The organism is Nostoc sp. UHCC 0251, from assembly GCF_034932245.1.
In the GTDB taxonomy this organism is placed as follows: Bacteria; Cyanobacteriota; Cyanobacteriia; order Cyanobacteriales; family Nostocaceae; genus Nostoc.
Window position 1 is genome coordinate 1 of record NZ_JAYGHD010000081.1, and the last position, 17,964, is coordinate 17,964.

Genomic DNA, 17,964 nt, shown 5'->3' on the forward strand with positions numbered 1-17,964 from the left:
CTACTGAGAGAATTGTTACCATCCAGTTTAATTGAACAGGTAAAAAAAAAGAATCGGATTATGAAGTAGTTAAAGAGATACTGACAGAGTATGAATTAATTGTAGATAGCTATGAACAAGTGAGGGAAAGACCTGGAGACAATAAAGAGCAAGAAAAATATTATTCGGGAAAGGCAAGTAAACATACATTTAAAAGTCAGATAATTATCTTGCCAGATGCCAGTGATATCGTTGATGTTATAGCTGGCGAACCTGGTCCAAAAAGCGATATAACTTTGTTTAGAGAAAATCGTGATAACTTTGACCCAAAACAGAATTTTAAGGGAGATTTAGGATATCTAGGAGAAGATTTAATTGACACCCCAATTAAAACCCCGAAAAATGGAAAGTTAACAATTGACCAGAAAAAAGAAAATAAGGAGTTTTCATCTAAACGAGTATTTGTTGAACACCGAATCCGTTCAGTAAAAATATTTCGAGTTGTTCAAGATAGATTTAGATTGAATCTTAAAAAGTATGAGCAAGTAATTTTGACAATTTGTGGACTAGTCAGATTGCGAATTGGAGCGTTAATATTGCCAACAAAAATAGCTCCTTTGCCATCAGGCTGAAATTAACACATACAACTACATATTTTTACCTCGTTATTATCAATAGATATCTCAAAGCCTTATTCTATTGTATTGACTAGCTAGTTAGCCATCCTTGCGCTTGCATCTTATGAGCTAGTCACAGTAAAGCTTTGATACTTTTTGGAGATGTCTACTTACTAAAAACCACAGTCGCACACTACCAAACAACCAAGAACACTCCATCACAACTCCTGATACACCAGCTTGCAGAACTTTACTGAATTAATTAGTTGTGCAGTAATGACTCTTTGATCACTTTCACTTGCTCAGGAAAGACAAAAATTAGTTCTCTTCCTGTTAAAGAAGAGTTATAGAGTCAAATCAATCCAGAATTTCCGACCAAAACTGGATTACTGCAAATAGTTTCTAATTCAATGAAGCCGAGTATAGAGAATTGTTAGCAACTGAGTCTACCCAAAAACCGCATCACTATCCCGAAACCGACTTTTTACGAATTAAACTTTGACTCGGCGTAATCCCAAACCTGCGCTTGAAAGCAGCAGCAAAGTGTCCCAGGTGAGAATAGCCGATTTTATTACCAACCTCAGCAATAGTCATGTTTCCCTGAGGCAATAACTGCTCTGCCCATTCTATTCGTTTGTCTGTCAGGTAGCGAAATGCTGTTGTACCAAAGAGTTCTTGAAATCCACGTTGCAGAGTGCGATCGCTCACCTCCACCATTTGCGCCAACTCCAGCAATGACGGCGGATTTTCCAACCGGGAGAGTAAAATCTCTTTGGCATAATAAATTCGGGCAATGATTTCTACTTTCAGTCGTGGCGATCGTTGCTGTCTGTTCTGAACAGCCAAGATAGGAGCTAATTGCAATGCCATCAGTTCCAACACTTTTGCCTGCAAATACATCTGCTTTGTCAAGTCTTGGTAAGGACAGTTGACAATTTGCCGTGCTATTCCCTGAATAGCTGCCGTAGTTTCCGGGTAGAGCAAAGTCTGCCAGTCATTACCCTTTGTCAGCAAGCGTAACTGGTGGGGAATTTCTCCTTCTTCATTTGGGAAAAAGGTTAACAGCAAGTCAGGGGGTAAATGGATGTTAACGCTCAACCGCCGTTCGGATTTGGGGAACTCTAGAGTCATATTTCGTTGAATACCGCTACCAGAGATACACGTATATCCTTCACCCACCTGCCCCCCATGTTCGTTTATAGCTCTGCCTGAAAGCAGAACACAAAATTGCAGGGAGTGATCCCAGTCGGGAATTTTGACTAATACATTATCATGATATTCATAGTCCAAAATTGTCATGCAGATATGGGGCCACACTTCTATATCCCTTAAATAACCTTTTCCCAGTTGTCTGGGTACTTCATGGATAACTTCAAATGGCTCTTGTTTTGATTTTTTTGGGCTGTTGTAGTTAGCTTCTGCCCATAGTTCCGACTCTTCTTTCATCGTCAGAGTGATGGTCATGACTGGTAAATATTGAAAAATTAATGATATATATTTTCAATAATCTTACCGCGATCGCTTGACACTATGGCATTTTTCCAAGTGAAGCTTTCCACTCACCCAAAACGTAAAAGCCATGTCCGGCGAGGAACTTCAGTTTATTGCTAATAGCGAAAGTCTTCTTTTGATGACTAAATAATCCGAAAAATCCTTAGTCTACTTCAGTAGACTTTTGCTAAAAGCCAAAGAACTTTAGTTCTAGGCGGGTGAGTCAAGCTTTCAGTTAAGCTACTTTTAGCTTAAGTTGACACCAATGAATCATGATTCCCAAGTTGGTACTCCTGCTAAAAGTTCCACGGCTGGGCGTATAGTTCAGTTGGTGGTTTAGAAAATTTTGAAAAATCGATATAATTCGTAAGACAGATATAAGTATCTTCACTAGTTATTGCATTGTTTACTCTACCCGTATTGCTACAACCAGCTTAGGATAGACTAAAAGCATTTCTTGCAAACAATGGTAGAAAAAATCACAGCTATCTTTAATGGCAAAGTGTTCTATCCGGCTGAACCGATCGCACTGCCAATCAATACCCGCGTGCGAATCAGTATTGAAATTTTACCGCCAAGTGAACATCAAACAGTATCATTTCTGCAAACAGCCCGATCGCTCAACTTAGATGGGCCAGCTGACTGGTCTACCAATATAGATAAATATTTGTACAGTAAGTAAACTTTCCATGCATTCTGAAGTCTTTCTTGATACATCATTTGCCATTGCCTTATCTGCACCGAGCGATCGCTTGCATGACCGAGCCTTACATCTGGCTGAAATGTTACAAGCGGCAGAAACTCGTTTGGTGACAACACAGGCGGTGATGTTGGAAATTGGCAATGCCTTATCCCAACAACCTTATCGTCAGGCGGCAATCATATTATTAAATTCTCTAGTAGTAGACTCCAAAGTAGAAATTGTCCCCCTCTCCCAGGAACTGTACGAACGTGCTTTCGAGCTATATCGAGAACGAACTGAGAAAGAATGGGGATTTGTCGATTGCGTATCTTTTATAGTGATGCAATATAGCGGAATCACTGAAGCACTGACTGCTGATGAGCATTTTCAACAAGCAGGCTTTCGAGCATTACTGCGAGAAAATTTGCCTTAAGGATTGGTTATTCACAAATGACTAATGACAAATGACTAATGACAATTAAATATTTCGTTACAATCAGCTTGTGCATTAGGCATTCAAGAGTTATCAGCCATGAAATTGATTTCCGATCCACCGATTCCTGTAAAAATTCAAAAGATGAAGGAACGGGTGCGGTGGATGCATCCAAGTTTTGTGCAGAGGGGAATTGATCAAACCTGCATGGTTATTGATGATGGCAGGGAAGATAGTCCAGAATTTTCGTTTATGGTTATCGGTGATTCCGGTACGCAATCCCATTATCGACACCACCCCCAACGAAAAGTTGCTGAACTAATGCTGACTCACCGCGATGATTGCAGTTTTGTATTGCACACAGGCGATGTAATTTATGTAGTCGGTTCCCAAGAGTATTATTCAGCGAACTTTATTGAGCCTTACCGGGAATTTCTTGTAGGTGGCGACAACCCGAAAGACATTCCCTACGATCGCATGGTGTTTAATCTGCCATTCTTGCCAGTACTTGGTAATCATGATTACTACGATGTACCGTTGATGTACCGTTTGTTTACTGGAACAACATCTTCATTACGTCGCCTGTTGCGCTACAAAGATATCGAGATTGGTTGGCATGGATCATATCAAGGTAATGCCTATGCACGGGCATTTATGGACTATACAAGGGCGATGTCTTCCCCAGAATTAGAACGTCATTTAGATCAACACTATACTGCTAAGACCGACACAGGGCGCTGTTTGCGTTACGAACCTGGGCATTTTACCCGCTTACCCAATCGTTATTACACTTTCCGTTACGGCGGTATTGATTTTTTCGCTTTGGATTCCAACACCTTTAATACACCATCACCGTTACCTGCAACTCAAGAGGGAGAAATTTACCGCCGGGAATTGCAAAAGCGTCGCCAGGAAATAGATCGAGAAGAATTGCAGATTTTGAAAATATGCGATCGTCTCAATCCAGATAAACCCAGTGAAGCTGAACAACTTGAGGAACTTAGCGCCAAATTAGACCAAATTAATGAAATCAAAATCGACATTGAAAAACAATTGGCATCTCATAAAATGCCTGCGATCGATTTTGAACAACTCGAATGGTTGCGTAGCAGACTCATTGAATCTTGGAACACCTCCGAAGTCCGCGGACGTGTAATCTTTTTCCACCATCCTCCCTACGTCACAGAAGCTACTAAGTGGGATCAGGCACAAACCTTGGCAGTTCGTCACCGCTTGCGCTGGGTATTTGAACAAGTGGCAGAAACTCTTGGTTCTCTAATTAAAGAGCGTCCCATAGTGGATTTGATTTTAAACGGTCACGCTCATTGTTTGGAGCATCTTTGCACAACTGATACCGGATTTGCTGACTCCCACATTAACTGTATTATCTCTGGTGGTAGTGGTCATCGTCCTCGCTATCAACGGCGAGAGGGGACTGAATTAATGGAGATTTTTGGTGAGATGGCAGGTAAACCTATTCGCAAAGTTGCGGATTCAAAACTTTTTGTGGGTCGTCATGATTACAATTTCCAGAACCGCCTACCTTACTCATGTGTGCGGATTGATGTTCTGGATGGTAGCCCACCCAAGTTTATCATCAGACCGATGATCGCTGAACGGGTAGAAGATGAGTGGCATAACCGCGAACTTGAACCTTTTGTGATTTAAACGGGTATCTGAAGTTATGGTTATTGCAAGCGTTTATATCCTAATGTTGAATAGAGTTTTGATAATTTCAGATTATGGCAGGACATAGTAAATGGGCAAATATTAAGCGCCAAAAAGCGGTAGTAGATGCAAAAAAGGGAAAAACCTTCACTCAGTTATCTAGGGCGATTATCGTTGCGGCTAGAAGCGGTGTACCAGATCCGGCGCTGAATTTTCAACTTCGCACGGCAATTGACAAGGCAAAGGCAGCGAGTATCCCCAATGATAATATTGAACGAGCGATCGCTAAAGGTGCAGGCACTTTTGGCGGGGATAATACTATCTTTGAAGCAATTCGCTATGAAGGTTACGGCCCTGGTGGTGTAGCGATTTTAATTGAAGCCCTTACAGATAATCGCAATCGCACTGCTGCTGACTTGCGCGTAGCTTTCAGTAAAAATGGTGGCAATCTTGGTGAAATAGGTTGCGTTAGCTGGATGTTTGAGCAAAAAGGCGTTTGTGTAGTGCAGGGTGTGGTTGATGAAGAACAGCTTTTAGAAGCATCCCTCGAAGGCGGCGCTGAGTCTTATGAGATAGCTGAAGACGAGATGGCTGATGTATTTACTGATATTGGCAATTTAGAAACCCTTAGCCAGACACTTAAAAATCAAGGTATTAAAGTGACTGATGCCGAATTACGCTGGATTCCTAGTAATACTGTAGAAGTTACTGATCCAGATCAGGCGCGATCGCTTTTCAAGTTAATTGATACTCTAGAAGGCTTGGATGATGTGCAAAATGTCACAGCTAACTTTGAAATCTCAGAAGAATTGATGGCTCTCAGTGTTTCTTAATCACGATTAAACAGGCATGATAGCCAAATAGCAGTTATTTTGATTACGTCATAAATGTTACATCTAACTTTGAAATGCCATTGAGCCAACTTCTAAACTAGTGGCAGAAACTGGGTTTGGAGTTTTATTCTTATTATTCTTCGGGTTTATGGTATTAAGTCATGTGCTTAGAGGATTAACGGCACGCGAAGATTTGGTTCTGGAAAAGGTAGCCAATATGACATCTAAAAAATCGCAGAACAGTAACGCCAAAGCAAATGACGTTTATATGGAAATTAATGCCCCTGGGGGTGGGATGCCAGATATTGTAGCAATAGTCGTTCCAGAAAATAAGCCTGGAACTGCTGCCCCTGTGGAACTACGTGTTGGTATTACTAACAACACATCATCACCCTTTCCCTTTAGACACTATGGAGGTTTAATTCCAGAACTTGTGGGGCCAGATGGCCAAGTAAAAATAGCGCAAGAACCTATAAATAGGCAGTTTGGAACTCGAGAAAATGATTGGGCGTTAGTCAGAGTGAGAGATTCGATAGGTATCTCTCTAAGAGCAAAACTTTCATGGCGTAATAACTCGCTTCAACTTCAAGTTCCTACGAACCCTGAGCACTGGCAAGTTCCAATTACACCTGATAATTCTTGGACTTTTGATGCGCTCGGTACGGGAACTTATCAGATGCGGTTCACTTATGACAGCCCTAATAAGGAGATTTTATCTTCTAACCCAAAAACAAGGCAACTAGCTGAATTAGAAGGAATTCCCACACGTAAATTAGTAACTCCTTTTATAGATCTCCGCTTGGTACAACCAGTAGAACATGACAAAAGCGCAGTTGAAGTTGATGGTATTCGCTTTGAAACCCTTGTACCAGATCGGATATTAAATGTACCGCAGAAAGAACCCGGAGCCAAAACATTAGTACAGTTGGCTGGAATTCGTATTACTAACAACACGCCAAACCCTGTTCGCTTTAGCTTCCATAACAGCTTGATTCCAGAAATAGTAGGAGCCGATGGTCAAATTCAAAGGAGGGGCTATTTCAGTGATTGGTTAAGCGTAGCTCAAGAGTCTGATTTTATTCTGATTATGCCTGGAAAAAATATAAAGTTTTTTCTGGGTGCTGCACTTTGGTGGCAAGACAATGACGAATTCCTATTAGTGATAGATGCTGGAAATGGTGGCTCTTATACTTTTGAGTCTATTTTAGGTAATTATAAGATTTGCCTTAACTACGTAAACTCCAGAGCATCTGTGAAGGTAGATGACCCAATAAATAGGAAACAGAAGCAAATAGAAAATATTTGGACGGGAATAGTGACTACACCGTTTGTAGAGTTTCACGTAGCTAGAAATTAAGTTGTTGTAAATGCTACACGTTTCATTCAAACTAGGAAATCTGTAAACATGAAAAAATAGTGTCTCAGCGATGGAATCCATTCTATCGCGGCTGGATGTGACGCAGATTTTTTGCACTGTCGATGACTTCTGTTGCTCAAGAGGGCGCGATCGCGTCAAAATAAGAGTTAAAGACGCTGTAACTTAACTTAACAATGACCATAACGCAGCTTGAGCAAATTTCCCCTCAACTAACACCGCCAGACTTGCGGGGATATGAATATGATTTGGTAATTGTCGGCGGTGGAATTATTGGGTTAACTCTAGCCTCTGCTTTAAAAGATTCTGGCTTGAGTATCTTGCTGATTGAGGCAAAAGTGGCATCAGCGGCGGTGGCTAAGGGACAAGCCTATGCAGTTCATCAACTTTCGGCGCTAATTTACCAAGGAATTGGAGTTTGGGACAAAATATTGCCTCAAATTGCCAAATATTGCCGAGTTCGTCTTTCTGATGCCGACTATCCCAACGTGGTGGAATTCACTACAAATGATATAGATACAGCAGAGTTGGGTTATGTGGCGGAACACCAAGCGCTATTGCAACCTTTGCAAGAGTTTGTCCAAGATTGTGCAAATGTGATTTATCTGTGTCCGGCTGAGGTGGTAAATACGCAGTACCAGAAAAATATAGTAGCGATAGATATTAAAGTTGCCGATCAGTTATACACAGTCAAGAGCAAATTACTGATAGCAGCAGATGGGGCGCGATCGCCAATTCGTCAAGCTGCTGGCATCAAAACTTCTGGCTGGAAATATTGGCAGTCTTGCATCGTGGCATTTGTCAAACCAGAAAAACCTCACAACAATACCGCTTACGAAAGATTTTGGTCTAGCGGGCCCTTTGCGATTTTACCTTTACCGGGGAACCGTTGCCGCATTGTGTGGACAGCCCCTCACGAAGAAGCAAAAGCTTTATGTGCTTTAGATGATGAGCAATTTTTGGCAGAACTTACCCGTCGCTATGGTAATCAAATGGGTAAATTGGAATTACTAGGCGATCGCTTTGTATTCCAAGTACAACTCATGCAAAGCGATCGCTATGTTCTCCCCCGACTGGCATTAATTGGTGATGCGGCGCACAATTGCCATCCTGTGGGTGGACAAGGTTTAAATCTGGGAATTCGGGATGCAGCAGCTTTGGCGCAAGTAATCCAAACAGCGCACCAAGCGGGTAAAGATATCGGCGATATTCAAATTCTCAAAGGTTATGAACGCTGGCGCAAGCTGGAAAACCTGACTATTTTAGGTTTCACTGATTTATTAGATCGGATGTTTTCTAATAATTTCTTACCTATAGTAGTCGTGCGTCGCCTGGGTTTATGGTTTTTGCAGCGAGTACCCGTTTTAAAAGTGTTTATGCTGAAGTTGATGATTGGCTTGAAGGGACGGACTCCAGAATTAGCAAAACATAAACGCTACACTACAGCAGCTTGAAAAATCTGGTTTGGGGTGAGATTCAATTCAGGGAAAGTTTGGGAAATAATGCGATCGTTATCTCGAAACTTACTTATTTGATATTCCTCATCAACCAAGTTACACACGGTGATTGTCGGTTGTTTGGGATTACCGATAAAATTACGTCCACCCAAGGCAGCATAATCGACAATCCAGTATTCTGGGATACCCATCTCTTCATAGTCAGCATACTTCAAGTAATAATCGTCTCGCCAGTTAGTTGATACAACCTCAATTGCCAAAGGTATTGATGCACCCAAACTAACAGTAGATTCTTTTTTCCATAATTTTTCGTTTTCCAGATTTGCACGGTTTAGCACCAACACATCTGGAAAGTAACCAGAATCTTTTTCAGGAGGTCTAACTATAGCTTGGTTGGGCATGAAGTAGGGGAATCCTAGACGTTGGATTTCAACAGAAATTTTGATACCTAGAAATCCTTTAACTTCTTCGTGTTCCCCTACTGGTTGTGCCATCTCAACAATTTCTCCTTTATGTAGTTCGTAGCGGACTCGTCGAATTTCGGGTAGCCAATCGACAAATTCCTCAAAGGTTACTAGCTTGGGTATGGCTTGAGTCATAGATGATAGAGAATTACTGAATCATAGAAATATTATCTCTAATTCAGCGCGATCGCATTGCTTGCAAATTAGCCTAACTTTTTACAGTCCGATCGCTGTAGCTGTAAATAAACGCTCACGAATTGGCTACCCAAAGAATGGAGAAATTGCTATAGCCAGTTTTGGGTGATGCGTTACGCGATCGCTAACGCATTCTACAAGATCGGGTGATCGCACTTAAGAAGCAGGGTATAAATCATCGTAGTTTTCACATCCTTAAGTGTCTAGCAAATGCCCACCTTAATTTTTGCATTGATGTCGAATGGGGTTTGGGATGTAAGGAGAGGATTCTATGAGGTGCGCTATTATGGATTCTGGAGTTAAGAGTATGGATAAGATTACTGCTAAAAGCTAGTACCCAAGATAGATGTAATAGTATTTAACGTGTGCTATCCACTCAGTACTAGCAACCGTAGGATTGAAAATCAGGATTTTTCTACATAAAATTAAAAATCTAAAATTAAAAATTGGTAACACTGATGGTTAAGAGTGTTAAAGTTTCAAGAAATTCACCGGAACTTTTCAGCGGGTATTCATGCTGAAGAAACTACAAAAAAAGCAAATTTCGATAATTGCGGGTGCGGCACTGTTTGCCTTTTTAGCTGGGGCAATGGTATCAGCACCTGAGATTGGTAAATCCCTTGGGCAATGGCTCAAACTGAGTCAGAATCAGGCAGAGGAAATATCTGATGCTAGTATTGCCCAATCAACCGTCCTTCCACTGATATCACAATCTTTGCCAGAACGGGCGGCAAAACTAGCAGAGATTGCAGGACAGTCGCCTTCGCCTGACCGAAATCGCGCTCGTTATCTTTTGGCGAGTGATTATATTGAAAGAACCCAAGCGCAAAAAGCCCTGGCTTTACTCCAAGGGTTAGAGAAAGACTATCCTATTCTTGCGCCCTACATTTTGCTAAAACAGGCGCAGGCACAAGATATGCTGGGTGAGGACGGTAAAGCCTCGGATCTCAGGCAAAGTGTACTGAAACTGTATCCCAAAGAAGCGGCCGCAGTAAAAGCACTATATCTGATTGCCCTACCGAAGCAACAAGAAATAGCGATCGCTCAATTTCCTTCCAATCCTCTAACTTGGGAAATTATTCGGAAACGCTTGCAAGAAAATCCCAATCAGCCACAATTACAATTGATTTTGGCTAAATATGCCTACGATCAACCTGGGATAGTGGGCGTTTTGGATCAGTTGGTAAAACAGCCAAATCTCAAACCCGAAGATTGGGAACTCATTGGTACAAGCTATTGGGAAAATAATCAATTTCTCAAAGCCGCGAATGCTTATGCCAAAGCACCTAAAACATCGCGCAACCTCTACCGCACTGCACGAGGCTTACAGGTAGGGGGCAAAGATAGAGAAAAAGCGATCGCCACTTATAAACTACTAGTACAGCAATTTCCAAATGCTGAGGAAACTGGGACTGCGCTACTACGGTTAGCAGAAACCGCAAAAACAGGTAAAGACGGCTTACCCTATCTTGACCAAGTAATTAGTAAATTTCCGAAACAAGCTGGTACTGCACTGGTACAAAAAGCTAAAATTCTCCAAACTCTCAAGGATCAAAAAGCAGCTAGTGCAGCGTGGCAATTACTCATAGCCAAATACGGCAATTCTAATGAAGCGGCAGAGTACCGCTGGAAAATAGCCCAAGATAAAGCCAAAGCTAAAGATTACGTCGGTGCTTGGCAATGGGCAGAACCAATTGTCAACAACAATCCCAACAGTATTTTGGCTCCAAGGGCAGGCTTTTGGGTAGGAAAATGGGCAGCTTCACTAGGGAAACAACAGGAATCTCAAACTGCTTATGAGTATGTGGTTAGCCAGTTTCCATACTCATACTATGCATGGCGAGCCGCGACAATGTTGGGGCTAAATGTTGGCAACTTTGACAACGTGCGCGTCATGAACCCGGAAATAATCACACCCCAGCGTCCATTACCACCTGCTGGTTCTGAAACTTTCAAAGAACTGTATCTGCTAGGTCAAGACCGCGATGCCTGGTTACAATGGCAAACAGAATTTCAAAACAAAATTCAGCCAACGGTAGCAGAGCAATTTACTGAAGGGTTGATGCACTTGGCAAAGGGAGAAAATCTCATAGGAATTGACAAAATTTCTAAATTGGAAGACCGGGAAACACCAGCTGAACTTGCCCAATATGAGGCTCTGAGCAAACAAATCACCTACTGGCAAGCCCGTTATCCCTTTCCCTATCTTCGAGAGATTGAAAAGTGGTCTACTGATCGTCAACTCAATCCCTTGCTAGTCACTGCTTTGATGCGACAAGAGTCACGGTTTCAACCAAAAATCAAATCCATCGCTGATGCTACTGGCTTAATGCAGGTTTTGCCGAGTACAGCTAAATGGATTGCCCCACAAATCAAAGTGGATTTCAAAACAATAAGTCTAGAAAATCCAAACGATAACATCATGATGGGTACATGGTATTTGGATCATACCCATGAGCAATATAACAATAATTCCTTGCTCGCGATCGCCAGTTACAATGCTGGCCCCGGTAATGTCTCCAAATGGCTGCAAACTCTAACTACACAAGATCCAGACGAATTTGTTGAAGAAATTCCCTTTGATGAAACTAAAAATTATGTGCGTCAAGTATTTGGCAACTACTGGAATTATCTGAGGCTTTACAACCCTGAGATTTCTGGCATCGTGGCAAAGTATTCAAATACACATCCAAAACTACCAACGCAGTGATGTCGCTGTATGAGGGTAGAAAGTAAGAGATGGGGAGCAGGGGAGCAGGGGAAGATTAATAACTCCCTAACAGCACTCCTGAATTCTCCTCATTTACGCCTAAAAGGTAACATTATGCACTTAGTCAATGTGGAGCAATCGTTGTTTTTTGTGGTGAGAAGCTCAGGCGATCGCCTATTTGACTGTTAACAGCTTAAGTTGAGCTTGGATGAACTCTCTGGTAAAGTAGCCGAGAAGGTAAGCTGATAGTGTCAAAATGTTAAGTGTATAGTTTATTTGCAAACTCACTTATGCCGAAAGCAATTTGGAACGGAGCTATTTTAGCCGAGAGTGATAATACCGTCGTTGTGGAAAACAACCATTATTTCCCTGCTGACAGCATTAACAAGCAGTACTTCACAGACAGTAACACCCACAGTACTTGTCCTTGGAAAGGTGTCGCCAGCTACTACAGTATTGAAGTTGATGGACAAACCAACAAAGATGCTGCTTGGTACTATCCCAGCGCCAAGGAGAAGGCTAAGAATATTGAAGGCCATGTCGCCTTTTGGAAAGGTGTAAAAGTTGAGGCTTGATTAAGCTTCCTGAAAGTATTTTAGTTTCAGGGACAATAAAATAATTAGCCCGCGCAGAGAGAAGTCTGAGCGGGCTTCGTATTTAAAGTATTTGCGGATTTATTCTAATACGTAATTATACCTTCGTCTTGCGAAATGCTGCTTGCTTTCTCTTCGCAAACCAAGCCAAACCAACAGTCATTATACTACCAGCGATCGCACTTGGTTCGGGTACTGGTTTGGATATAATAGCACCGGGTCTCACTATCAAAGGGCCAGAGTTGATAGTTATGTTGCCTCCTAGTCCTGAATTAATGTTACCAGCAGCGATCGCACTTGGTTCGGGTACTCTTGTCAGTAAAAGGGTACCGGTTGTAAGAGTAATGTTGCCTGCTGCTCCTGAATTAATGTTACCAGCGTTAATTTGCCCAGAATTGCCGCTGGTGCTAATGGGAATCGTTACCTGACTACCTGTCACAACAACGCTATCGTCGGCTGTAACAGTTATGTTGCCTGCTGCTCCTGAATTATCGCTACCACCGTTAATTTGCAGGCTGCGATTAGATATAGTTCAATTGCCGCTAGAACTAGTTAAATTGCTGCCGATGGTGGTGCTATTTAAAACGTTTACATTACTATCATCGATTCCTGTTAGTCCACCCTTGATCGCCAAATCCCGGCTGTTGATAGTGCTATTGATAAGTGTTAGGTTATCATCTATATTCACATTGTCGCCGTTGATGGTGCTATTGGTAAACGTTAAGTTACTAGAATTGTAAGCATTAATATTACCAGCGATCGCTAGCCCAGAAAATGTAACATCTGCGGCGCTAATGTCAAACACGGGGAATTGATTATTGCCACTGATGGTAAGTAAATTAGCACCTGGGCCATTAATAGTGAGATTTTTTGCGATTGCAAGTGCCCCACTCGTTAGGCTAATTGTACTAGGATGACTTTCCAATAAGAACTCTACTACGTCATTGCTATTTGCAATGTCGATAGTGTCTCGCAACGAGCCAACGCCACTATCATTGAGATTGTTAACCACCAAGGTAGCAGCTTGTGCTGATTCCACTTGCATTATCACCCAACCCAGAGCAACGACTGTGAAAATAGCTTGAGCGATAGCCTTTTTTTTATTGTTTTTTGTCACCTAAAACTCCTCGGATTAATTTTTCAAAATTAAAAAAAATCTCGGATATTAATCTTACATTTTTTAACTAAATATTAATCATTTTTATTGACTATTCTTTGAAGAATATTTATAATTACCTTGGTTGTGTTCTGTTCTGGTGAAAGAATTTCAATTGTCCAATCAGGATAAATACCAAAGGTATTTTCAATTTCCCCATTAGCATCAAAGGGAATGCGTTCCCAAACAAATACACTCACGTCTGGTACAATCGAACGTCCACCAAAGGTACAGCGTAATTCTGGAAAAGCCAAGGCAATTTCTTGTTCTTCAGCAATTTGGCTAATTGCGTTACAAAGTTTTAGTTGTAGCCGGGAATGTTTGCCTTGTGGCATTGGTTTCTGGTAGATACGACCATCGATAAATTCACTAGCAGGTTCTGTTTCTGGCAGTTTGAGAAACTCTGCTAAGGAGATTGATTTGTGCAGCGTGGTTGTCATAGCTGTGCAAATGCCATATTTGATTGGAATCTTAGCATTTTCTGTCCTTGGATTTTAGGATGGCAACGATCGCATCAGCGTTTGCCACAAATAGATAAGTGTTCTTAACCAAACCACTTTATTCATAAGTTTTATTTAAGCTATGGTAATGATCGCATAAGCGTTGTCACAAATAGATAAGCGTTCTTAACGAAACAACTTAATTTATAAGTTTTGTTTAAGCGTTGTGAACGAAGACATAAGTTTTGTCACAAAAACACAAGCATTCTGGACGAACGGGCAAGTTTTCTGTAACAACGGATAAGCATTCTGAACGAAACAACTTGTGTTCTGGACGAACGGACAAGTTTTCTGTAACAACGGATAAGCGTTCTGAACGAAACAACTTGTGTTGTGAACGAACGCACAAGTTGGGGTAACGAAAACAACTTTATTCTTAACGTCCGCTTCTGTTTTGGTAACAAATTGATAAGCTGTTGCGTCGCGGGAACTTGATTTGTAACGTCGCTGCCGCAAAATTACTCAAATTATTCGTGTGAAGAGGATTTTCTTTAAGCTTCGCATTGCACGAGTAGCAAAATTATGCTGATGCCAAGCTTGATAGAAATCGGGGTAAGGCATATTTTGGGCGCATTTCCAGGCTAAATGGTAGTAATTATTATCTAATTGCCAATAACCGCTTAAAGCTTTGACTACCTCAATGCGATGCTGATTATTCTGTATAATTCCCCCTAAGCTATCTGCTGCCTGCCTACAGGTATCATCATCCACAGTAGTTGATTGCAGCAGTTCCACCAAAGCGGCAATCGCAAATTCATTGCCTGTGCCGATTTCCCCTAAGCTTTCTGTTGCCTGCGTACGGGTGTCGTGATCCACAGTTGTTGATTGCAGCAGTTCCACCAAGGCGGCGATCGCAAATTCATTGGCTGTGCCGATTTTCCCTAAGCTATCTGCTGCCTGCCTACGGGTATCGTCATCCACAGTAGTTGATTGCAGCAGCTGCACTAAGGCGGCGATCGCAAATTCATTGCCTGGATCGATTTTTCCTAAGCTTTCTGCTACCCGCCGATGGGTGGAGAAATCGACAGCCGTTAATTGTAGCAGTTCCACCAAGGCGGTAATCGCAATTTCATTGCATCGGTCAATTTTACCTAAACCTTCTGCTATGTTCCGACGGGTGTCGTGATCCACAGTTGTTGATTGCAGCAGTTCCACCAAGGTGGCGATCACAATTCCATCGCCTGAGTCCATTCTCCCTAAGCTTTTTGCTACCGACCAACGGATGAGGAAATCGACAGTAGTTGATTGCAGCAGTTCCAGCAAAGCGGTGATCGCAATTTTATTGCCTGTACCGATTTTTCCTAAGCTATATGCTGCTATCTGACGGATATAGTCATCTACAGTAGTTGATTGCAGCAGTTCCAGCAAAGCGGAAATCGCAATTTCATTGCCTGAGTTGATTTTCCCTAAGCTATGTGCTGCCAGCAAACGGGTGTAGTCATCCACAGTCGTTGATTGTAGCAGTTCCAGCAAAGCGGAAATCGCAATTTCATTGCCAGTGCCGATTTCCCATAAGCTTTCTGCTGCCATCTGGCGGATAACGTATTTATACAAGCATTTATAGTTATCCACAGTCGTTGTTATCCAAGTCGATTGCAGCAGTTGCACCAAGGCGGTGATCGCAATTTCATTGCTTGGGTCGATTTTCTCTAAGCTATCTGCTGCCCGCCGACGGGTGTAGTCATCCACAGTAGTTGATTGCAGCAGTTGCACCAAAGCGGTGATCGCAATTTCATTGCCTGTGCCGATTCTTCCTAAGCTAAATGCTGCCTCCCTACGGGTGTCCTCATCCACAGTAGTTAATTGCAGCAGTTGCACCAAGGCTTTGATCGCAATTTCATTGCCAGTGCCGATTTTTCCTAAGCTAAATGCTGCCTCCCTACGGGTGTCCTCATCCACAGTAGTTGATTGTAGCAGTTGCACCAAGGTGACGATCGCTTTTATACGGTCTGTCTGTTGCAGTGCTGACCTAGCTTCCTGTTCAATTAAACTTAAACCATTAATTGTCCACTTGGCAATTTGCTTTACTAGTTTCTCTGCTCTAGATTTATCTGTTTTAGAATAACCTTTAAACTCTGTGATTCCTGCGGCAGCTAAAAAATAAGCGCGATATTCATAAAATCCTTTAACTACATCTTTTCTATTCCACTTACCACATCTATCTTTAAAATTCACCAAAGCATCAAGAAACTCTTGCTGCTGCTGTATTATTGTTTCTTCTCTTCGTCCCAACCACAGCAAAATCACTTCTCTCCATTGTGATTCAAAGATGCGATAAGTTCCTCGTGTTAGGTTGCCAGGAACATGATCAAGAAAATCATGCCAATCACTCACCCTTAACGCTGCAAAATATTCCTGAAAGTTAGGATGAAAAAAAGCATAAACTTCTTCCTCAGTTTCCGTTACTCTTTCTACTAAATTTAACCAACCAACATCACAGGCTAACTTAAACAGGTTTTCATCCATTACTTGACGTGCTAAACTTTTTGGCAAGCGAAACTTCGCACTACTATTAATACCTGCAAAGGCTAATTTGCTTAAAGAGTGGTGTAATTTATCCTTTAAATCATCAGATTGATATAGCCCAGGAAATAACTCCGATTTCCATTCATAGAAATAGCGAGTAAACTTTTGGTAAAGTGCAGCTTTCGTTTCTGGTAATTCTCCTTGTCTATCCTGATAAAAAGTCTGACATAATAGCGACAAACGCAGAGGGCTTGTCACTAATTTCCGAATATTTTCATGTTTAGTTTCTTTTAATTTTGATTTGAGTATCTCCCCTTTTTGGGAATCCTTAGCATACTCAAACCACTGCTGAATAAAGTCATCAGTTTGTTCTGGTTTAAACTCTTGGGTTTTATAAGTATCAAATCCTGAGAGTGTATTATTAACCTTGGCATCCCAAACATTTAATCGACAAGTTAACACCACCCGCGCCTGTCTCAGAGATGCTGTCAGTTCTTGATTGATTTTTGCTAATGCTTGCACAGGTGAATTTTCACCTATTTCATCCACACCATCTAACAGTAGCCAAACTCTCCCCTTACTAAAACACTCAATTAATTGACATTCAACTTTTGGCGTGACGACAATATCAGATTTAACTAATCTCATCGCTTCAGGAAGCCATTGCTTGAGTAAATAGTCCTCAATGGTTCTTCCCTGTAAATTGGCGAGAGAAATATAGATAATTAAATTTTGAGTTTTGTCTTCAAGAGAGGAAGCAATGGTACTCAATAAAGTTGTCTTACCTGCTCCCGGTTCGCCAATGATAGCAACATGCTTTTTGTCTCTTTGTGCTTGTTGTGCTGTGACTTCTGTGATAAATGCGTTATGTTCATAGGTTTTGACAATGACTTCTTCGCTTAACTTATAGACATCCTCTTTATCTCGATCTTCATTTAGCTGTCGGCGTTGCTGTTGTTTGCGTTCCACCAAGCCCAAGGGAACATAAACGTTAATTTCAAAACCTTGTTCTGTAGCTTCGCGTCTGAGTCTTGCAGCCTCCTGCTGACTTTTTAGCATTACGGTGCAAACTTTACGCCAGTCATCGGGAGTTAACTTTGTCCCATCCTCCCCTTGAGACGACTGTAGTCAGTTGTAAGTATTGGTCTGTTGCCCAATTGTGATTTGTTGAGCAACCATTGCACCTTTCTCAGCTTTTATTTCTTCTGCTAATTTCGCAAAGTTATTGACAACTGATGGCTGTGACTTGATTTCTTCTACTAATTTTTTAATTTCCTTAGCAGTCTCAGACTAGGCTGTTGACTTTGTGGGTTTTTAGGCGGTTTTTGTTCATGCAGTTTTTGTG

General features: G+C 41.6%; 15 protein-coding genes and 1 pseudogene. 10 read left to right on the top strand and 6 right to left on the bottom strand.

What is annotated here, in order from left to right; all coding sequences use genetic code 11:
* The first annotated feature begins 119 nt into the window (after positions 1 to 119).
* Positions 120 to 611, top strand: coding sequence for a transposase family protein (locus VB740_RS11840; RefSeq protein WP_323200199.1), 492 nt, complete (start codon positions 120 to 122; stop codon positions 609 to 611).
* A gap of 450 nt (positions 612 to 1,061) precedes the next feature.
* On the opposite strand, the gene VB740_RS11845 is transcribed toward VB740_RS11840, so the two are convergent.
* Positions 1,062 to 2,060, bottom strand: a complete 999-nt coding sequence (locus VB740_RS11845) for an AraC family transcriptional regulator (RefSeq protein ID WP_323200200.1) — start codon at positions 2,058 to 2,060, stop codon at positions 1,062 to 1,064.
* A 493-nt stretch (positions 2,061 to 2,553) separates the two neighbouring features.
* On the opposite strand from VB740_RS11845, the gene VB740_RS11850 reads away from it, so the two are divergent.
* The 6 genes from VB740_RS11850 to VB740_RS11875 all read left to right on the top strand — a co-directional run bounded on the left by VB740_RS11850 (position 2,554) and on the right by VB740_RS11875 (position 8,532).
* The gene (locus VB740_RS11850) at positions 2,554 to 2,769 is read left to right on the top strand and encodes a hypothetical protein (RefSeq protein WP_323200201.1); all 216 of its coding nucleotides are present in this window, start codon (positions 2,554 to 2,556) and stop codon (positions 2,767 to 2,769) included.
* A gap of 7 nt (positions 2,770 to 2,776) precedes the next feature.
* On the top strand, positions 2,777 to 3,202 hold the full coding sequence (locus VB740_RS11855; protein WP_323200202.1) for a type II toxin-antitoxin system VapC family toxin: 426 nt from the start codon (positions 2,777 to 2,779) through the stop codon (positions 3,200 to 3,202).
* 99 nt (positions 3,203 to 3,301) lie between these two features.
* Positions 3,302 to 4,870 (top strand): metallophosphoesterase, encoded by a 1,569-nt coding sequence (locus tag VB740_RS11860; RefSeq protein ID WP_323200203.1) that lies wholly within the window; start codon positions 3,302 to 3,304, stop codon positions 4,868 to 4,870.
* A gap of 74 nt (positions 4,871 to 4,944) precedes the next feature.
* Entirely contained in the window at positions 4,945 to 5,703 is a 759-nt protein-coding gene (locus VB740_RS11865) for a YebC/PmpR family DNA-binding transcriptional regulator (protein ID WP_323200204.1), read from the top strand.
* Positions 5,704 to 5,920: 217 nt separating this feature from the next.
* The gene (locus tag VB740_RS11870) at positions 5,921 to 7,060 is read left to right on the top strand and encodes a hypothetical protein (RefSeq protein ID WP_323200205.1); all 1,140 of its coding nucleotides are present in this window, start codon (positions 5,921 to 5,923) and stop codon (positions 7,058 to 7,060) included.
* 194 nt (positions 7,061 to 7,254) lie between these two features.
* Positions 7,255 to 8,532: an FAD-dependent hydroxylase gene (locus tag VB740_RS11875; RefSeq protein WP_323200206.1), complete on the top strand. Its 1,278-nt coding sequence runs from the start codon at positions 7,255 to 7,257 to the stop codon at positions 8,530 to 8,532.
* Here the strand turns inward: VB740_RS11875 and VB740_RS11880 are convergent.
* On the bottom strand, positions 8,514 to 9,134 hold the full coding sequence (locus VB740_RS11880) for a Uma2 family endonuclease (RefSeq protein WP_323200207.1): 621 nt from the start codon (positions 9,132 to 9,134) through the stop codon (positions 8,514 to 8,516). The two genes, VB740_RS11875 and VB740_RS11880, sit on opposite strands and share 19 nt — an antisense overlap.
* Before the next feature lie 574 nt (positions 9,135 to 9,708).
* Between VB740_RS11880 and VB740_RS11885 the strand changes: the two genes are divergently transcribed.
* The 3 genes from VB740_RS11885 to VB740_RS11895 all read left to right on the top strand — a co-directional run bounded on the left by VB740_RS11885 (position 9,709) and on the right by VB740_RS11895 (position 12,479).
* Entirely contained in the window at positions 9,709 to 11,904 is a 2,196-nt protein-coding gene (locus tag VB740_RS11885) for a transglycosylase SLT domain-containing protein (RefSeq protein ID WP_323200208.1), read from the top strand.
* A 9-nt stretch (positions 11,905 to 11,913) separates the two neighbouring features.
* Positions 11,914 to 12,093, top strand: coding sequence for a hypothetical protein (locus VB740_RS11890; RefSeq protein WP_323200209.1), 180 nt, complete (start codon positions 11,914 to 11,916; stop codon positions 12,091 to 12,093).
* Between the two features lie 101 nt (positions 12,094 to 12,194).
* Positions 12,195 to 12,479: a DUF427 domain-containing protein gene (locus VB740_RS11895; RefSeq protein WP_323200210.1), complete on the top strand. Its 285-nt coding sequence runs from the start codon at positions 12,195 to 12,197 to the stop codon at positions 12,477 to 12,479.
* A gap of 115 nt (positions 12,480 to 12,594) precedes the next feature.
* Here VB740_RS11895 and VB740_RS11900 read toward each other — a convergent pair whose 3' ends face one another.
* The 4 genes and pseudogenes from VB740_RS11900 to VB740_RS11915 form a co-directional block, all read right to left on the bottom strand.
* Positions 12,595 to 12,936 (bottom strand): PEP-CTERM sorting domain-containing protein, encoded by a 342-nt coding sequence (locus VB740_RS11900; protein WP_323200211.1) that lies wholly within the window; start codon positions 12,934 to 12,936, stop codon positions 12,595 to 12,597.
* A 93-nt stretch (positions 12,937 to 13,029) separates the two neighbouring features.
* Positions 13,030 to 13,614 (bottom strand): hypothetical protein, encoded by a 585-nt coding sequence (locus tag VB740_RS11905; protein WP_323200212.1) that lies wholly within the window; start codon positions 13,612 to 13,614, stop codon positions 13,030 to 13,032.
* A gap of 101 nt (positions 13,615 to 13,715) precedes the next feature.
* Positions 13,716 to 14,093, bottom strand: a pseudogene (locus tag VB740_RS11910) (Uma2 family endonuclease); the annotation flags it as partial.
* Between the two features lie 522 nt (positions 14,094 to 14,615).
* Entirely contained in the window at positions 14,616 to 17,678 is a 3,063-nt protein-coding gene (locus VB740_RS11915) for a HEAT repeat domain-containing protein (RefSeq protein ID WP_323200213.1), read from the bottom strand.
* Positions 17,679 to 17,964 lie beyond the last annotated feature (286 nt).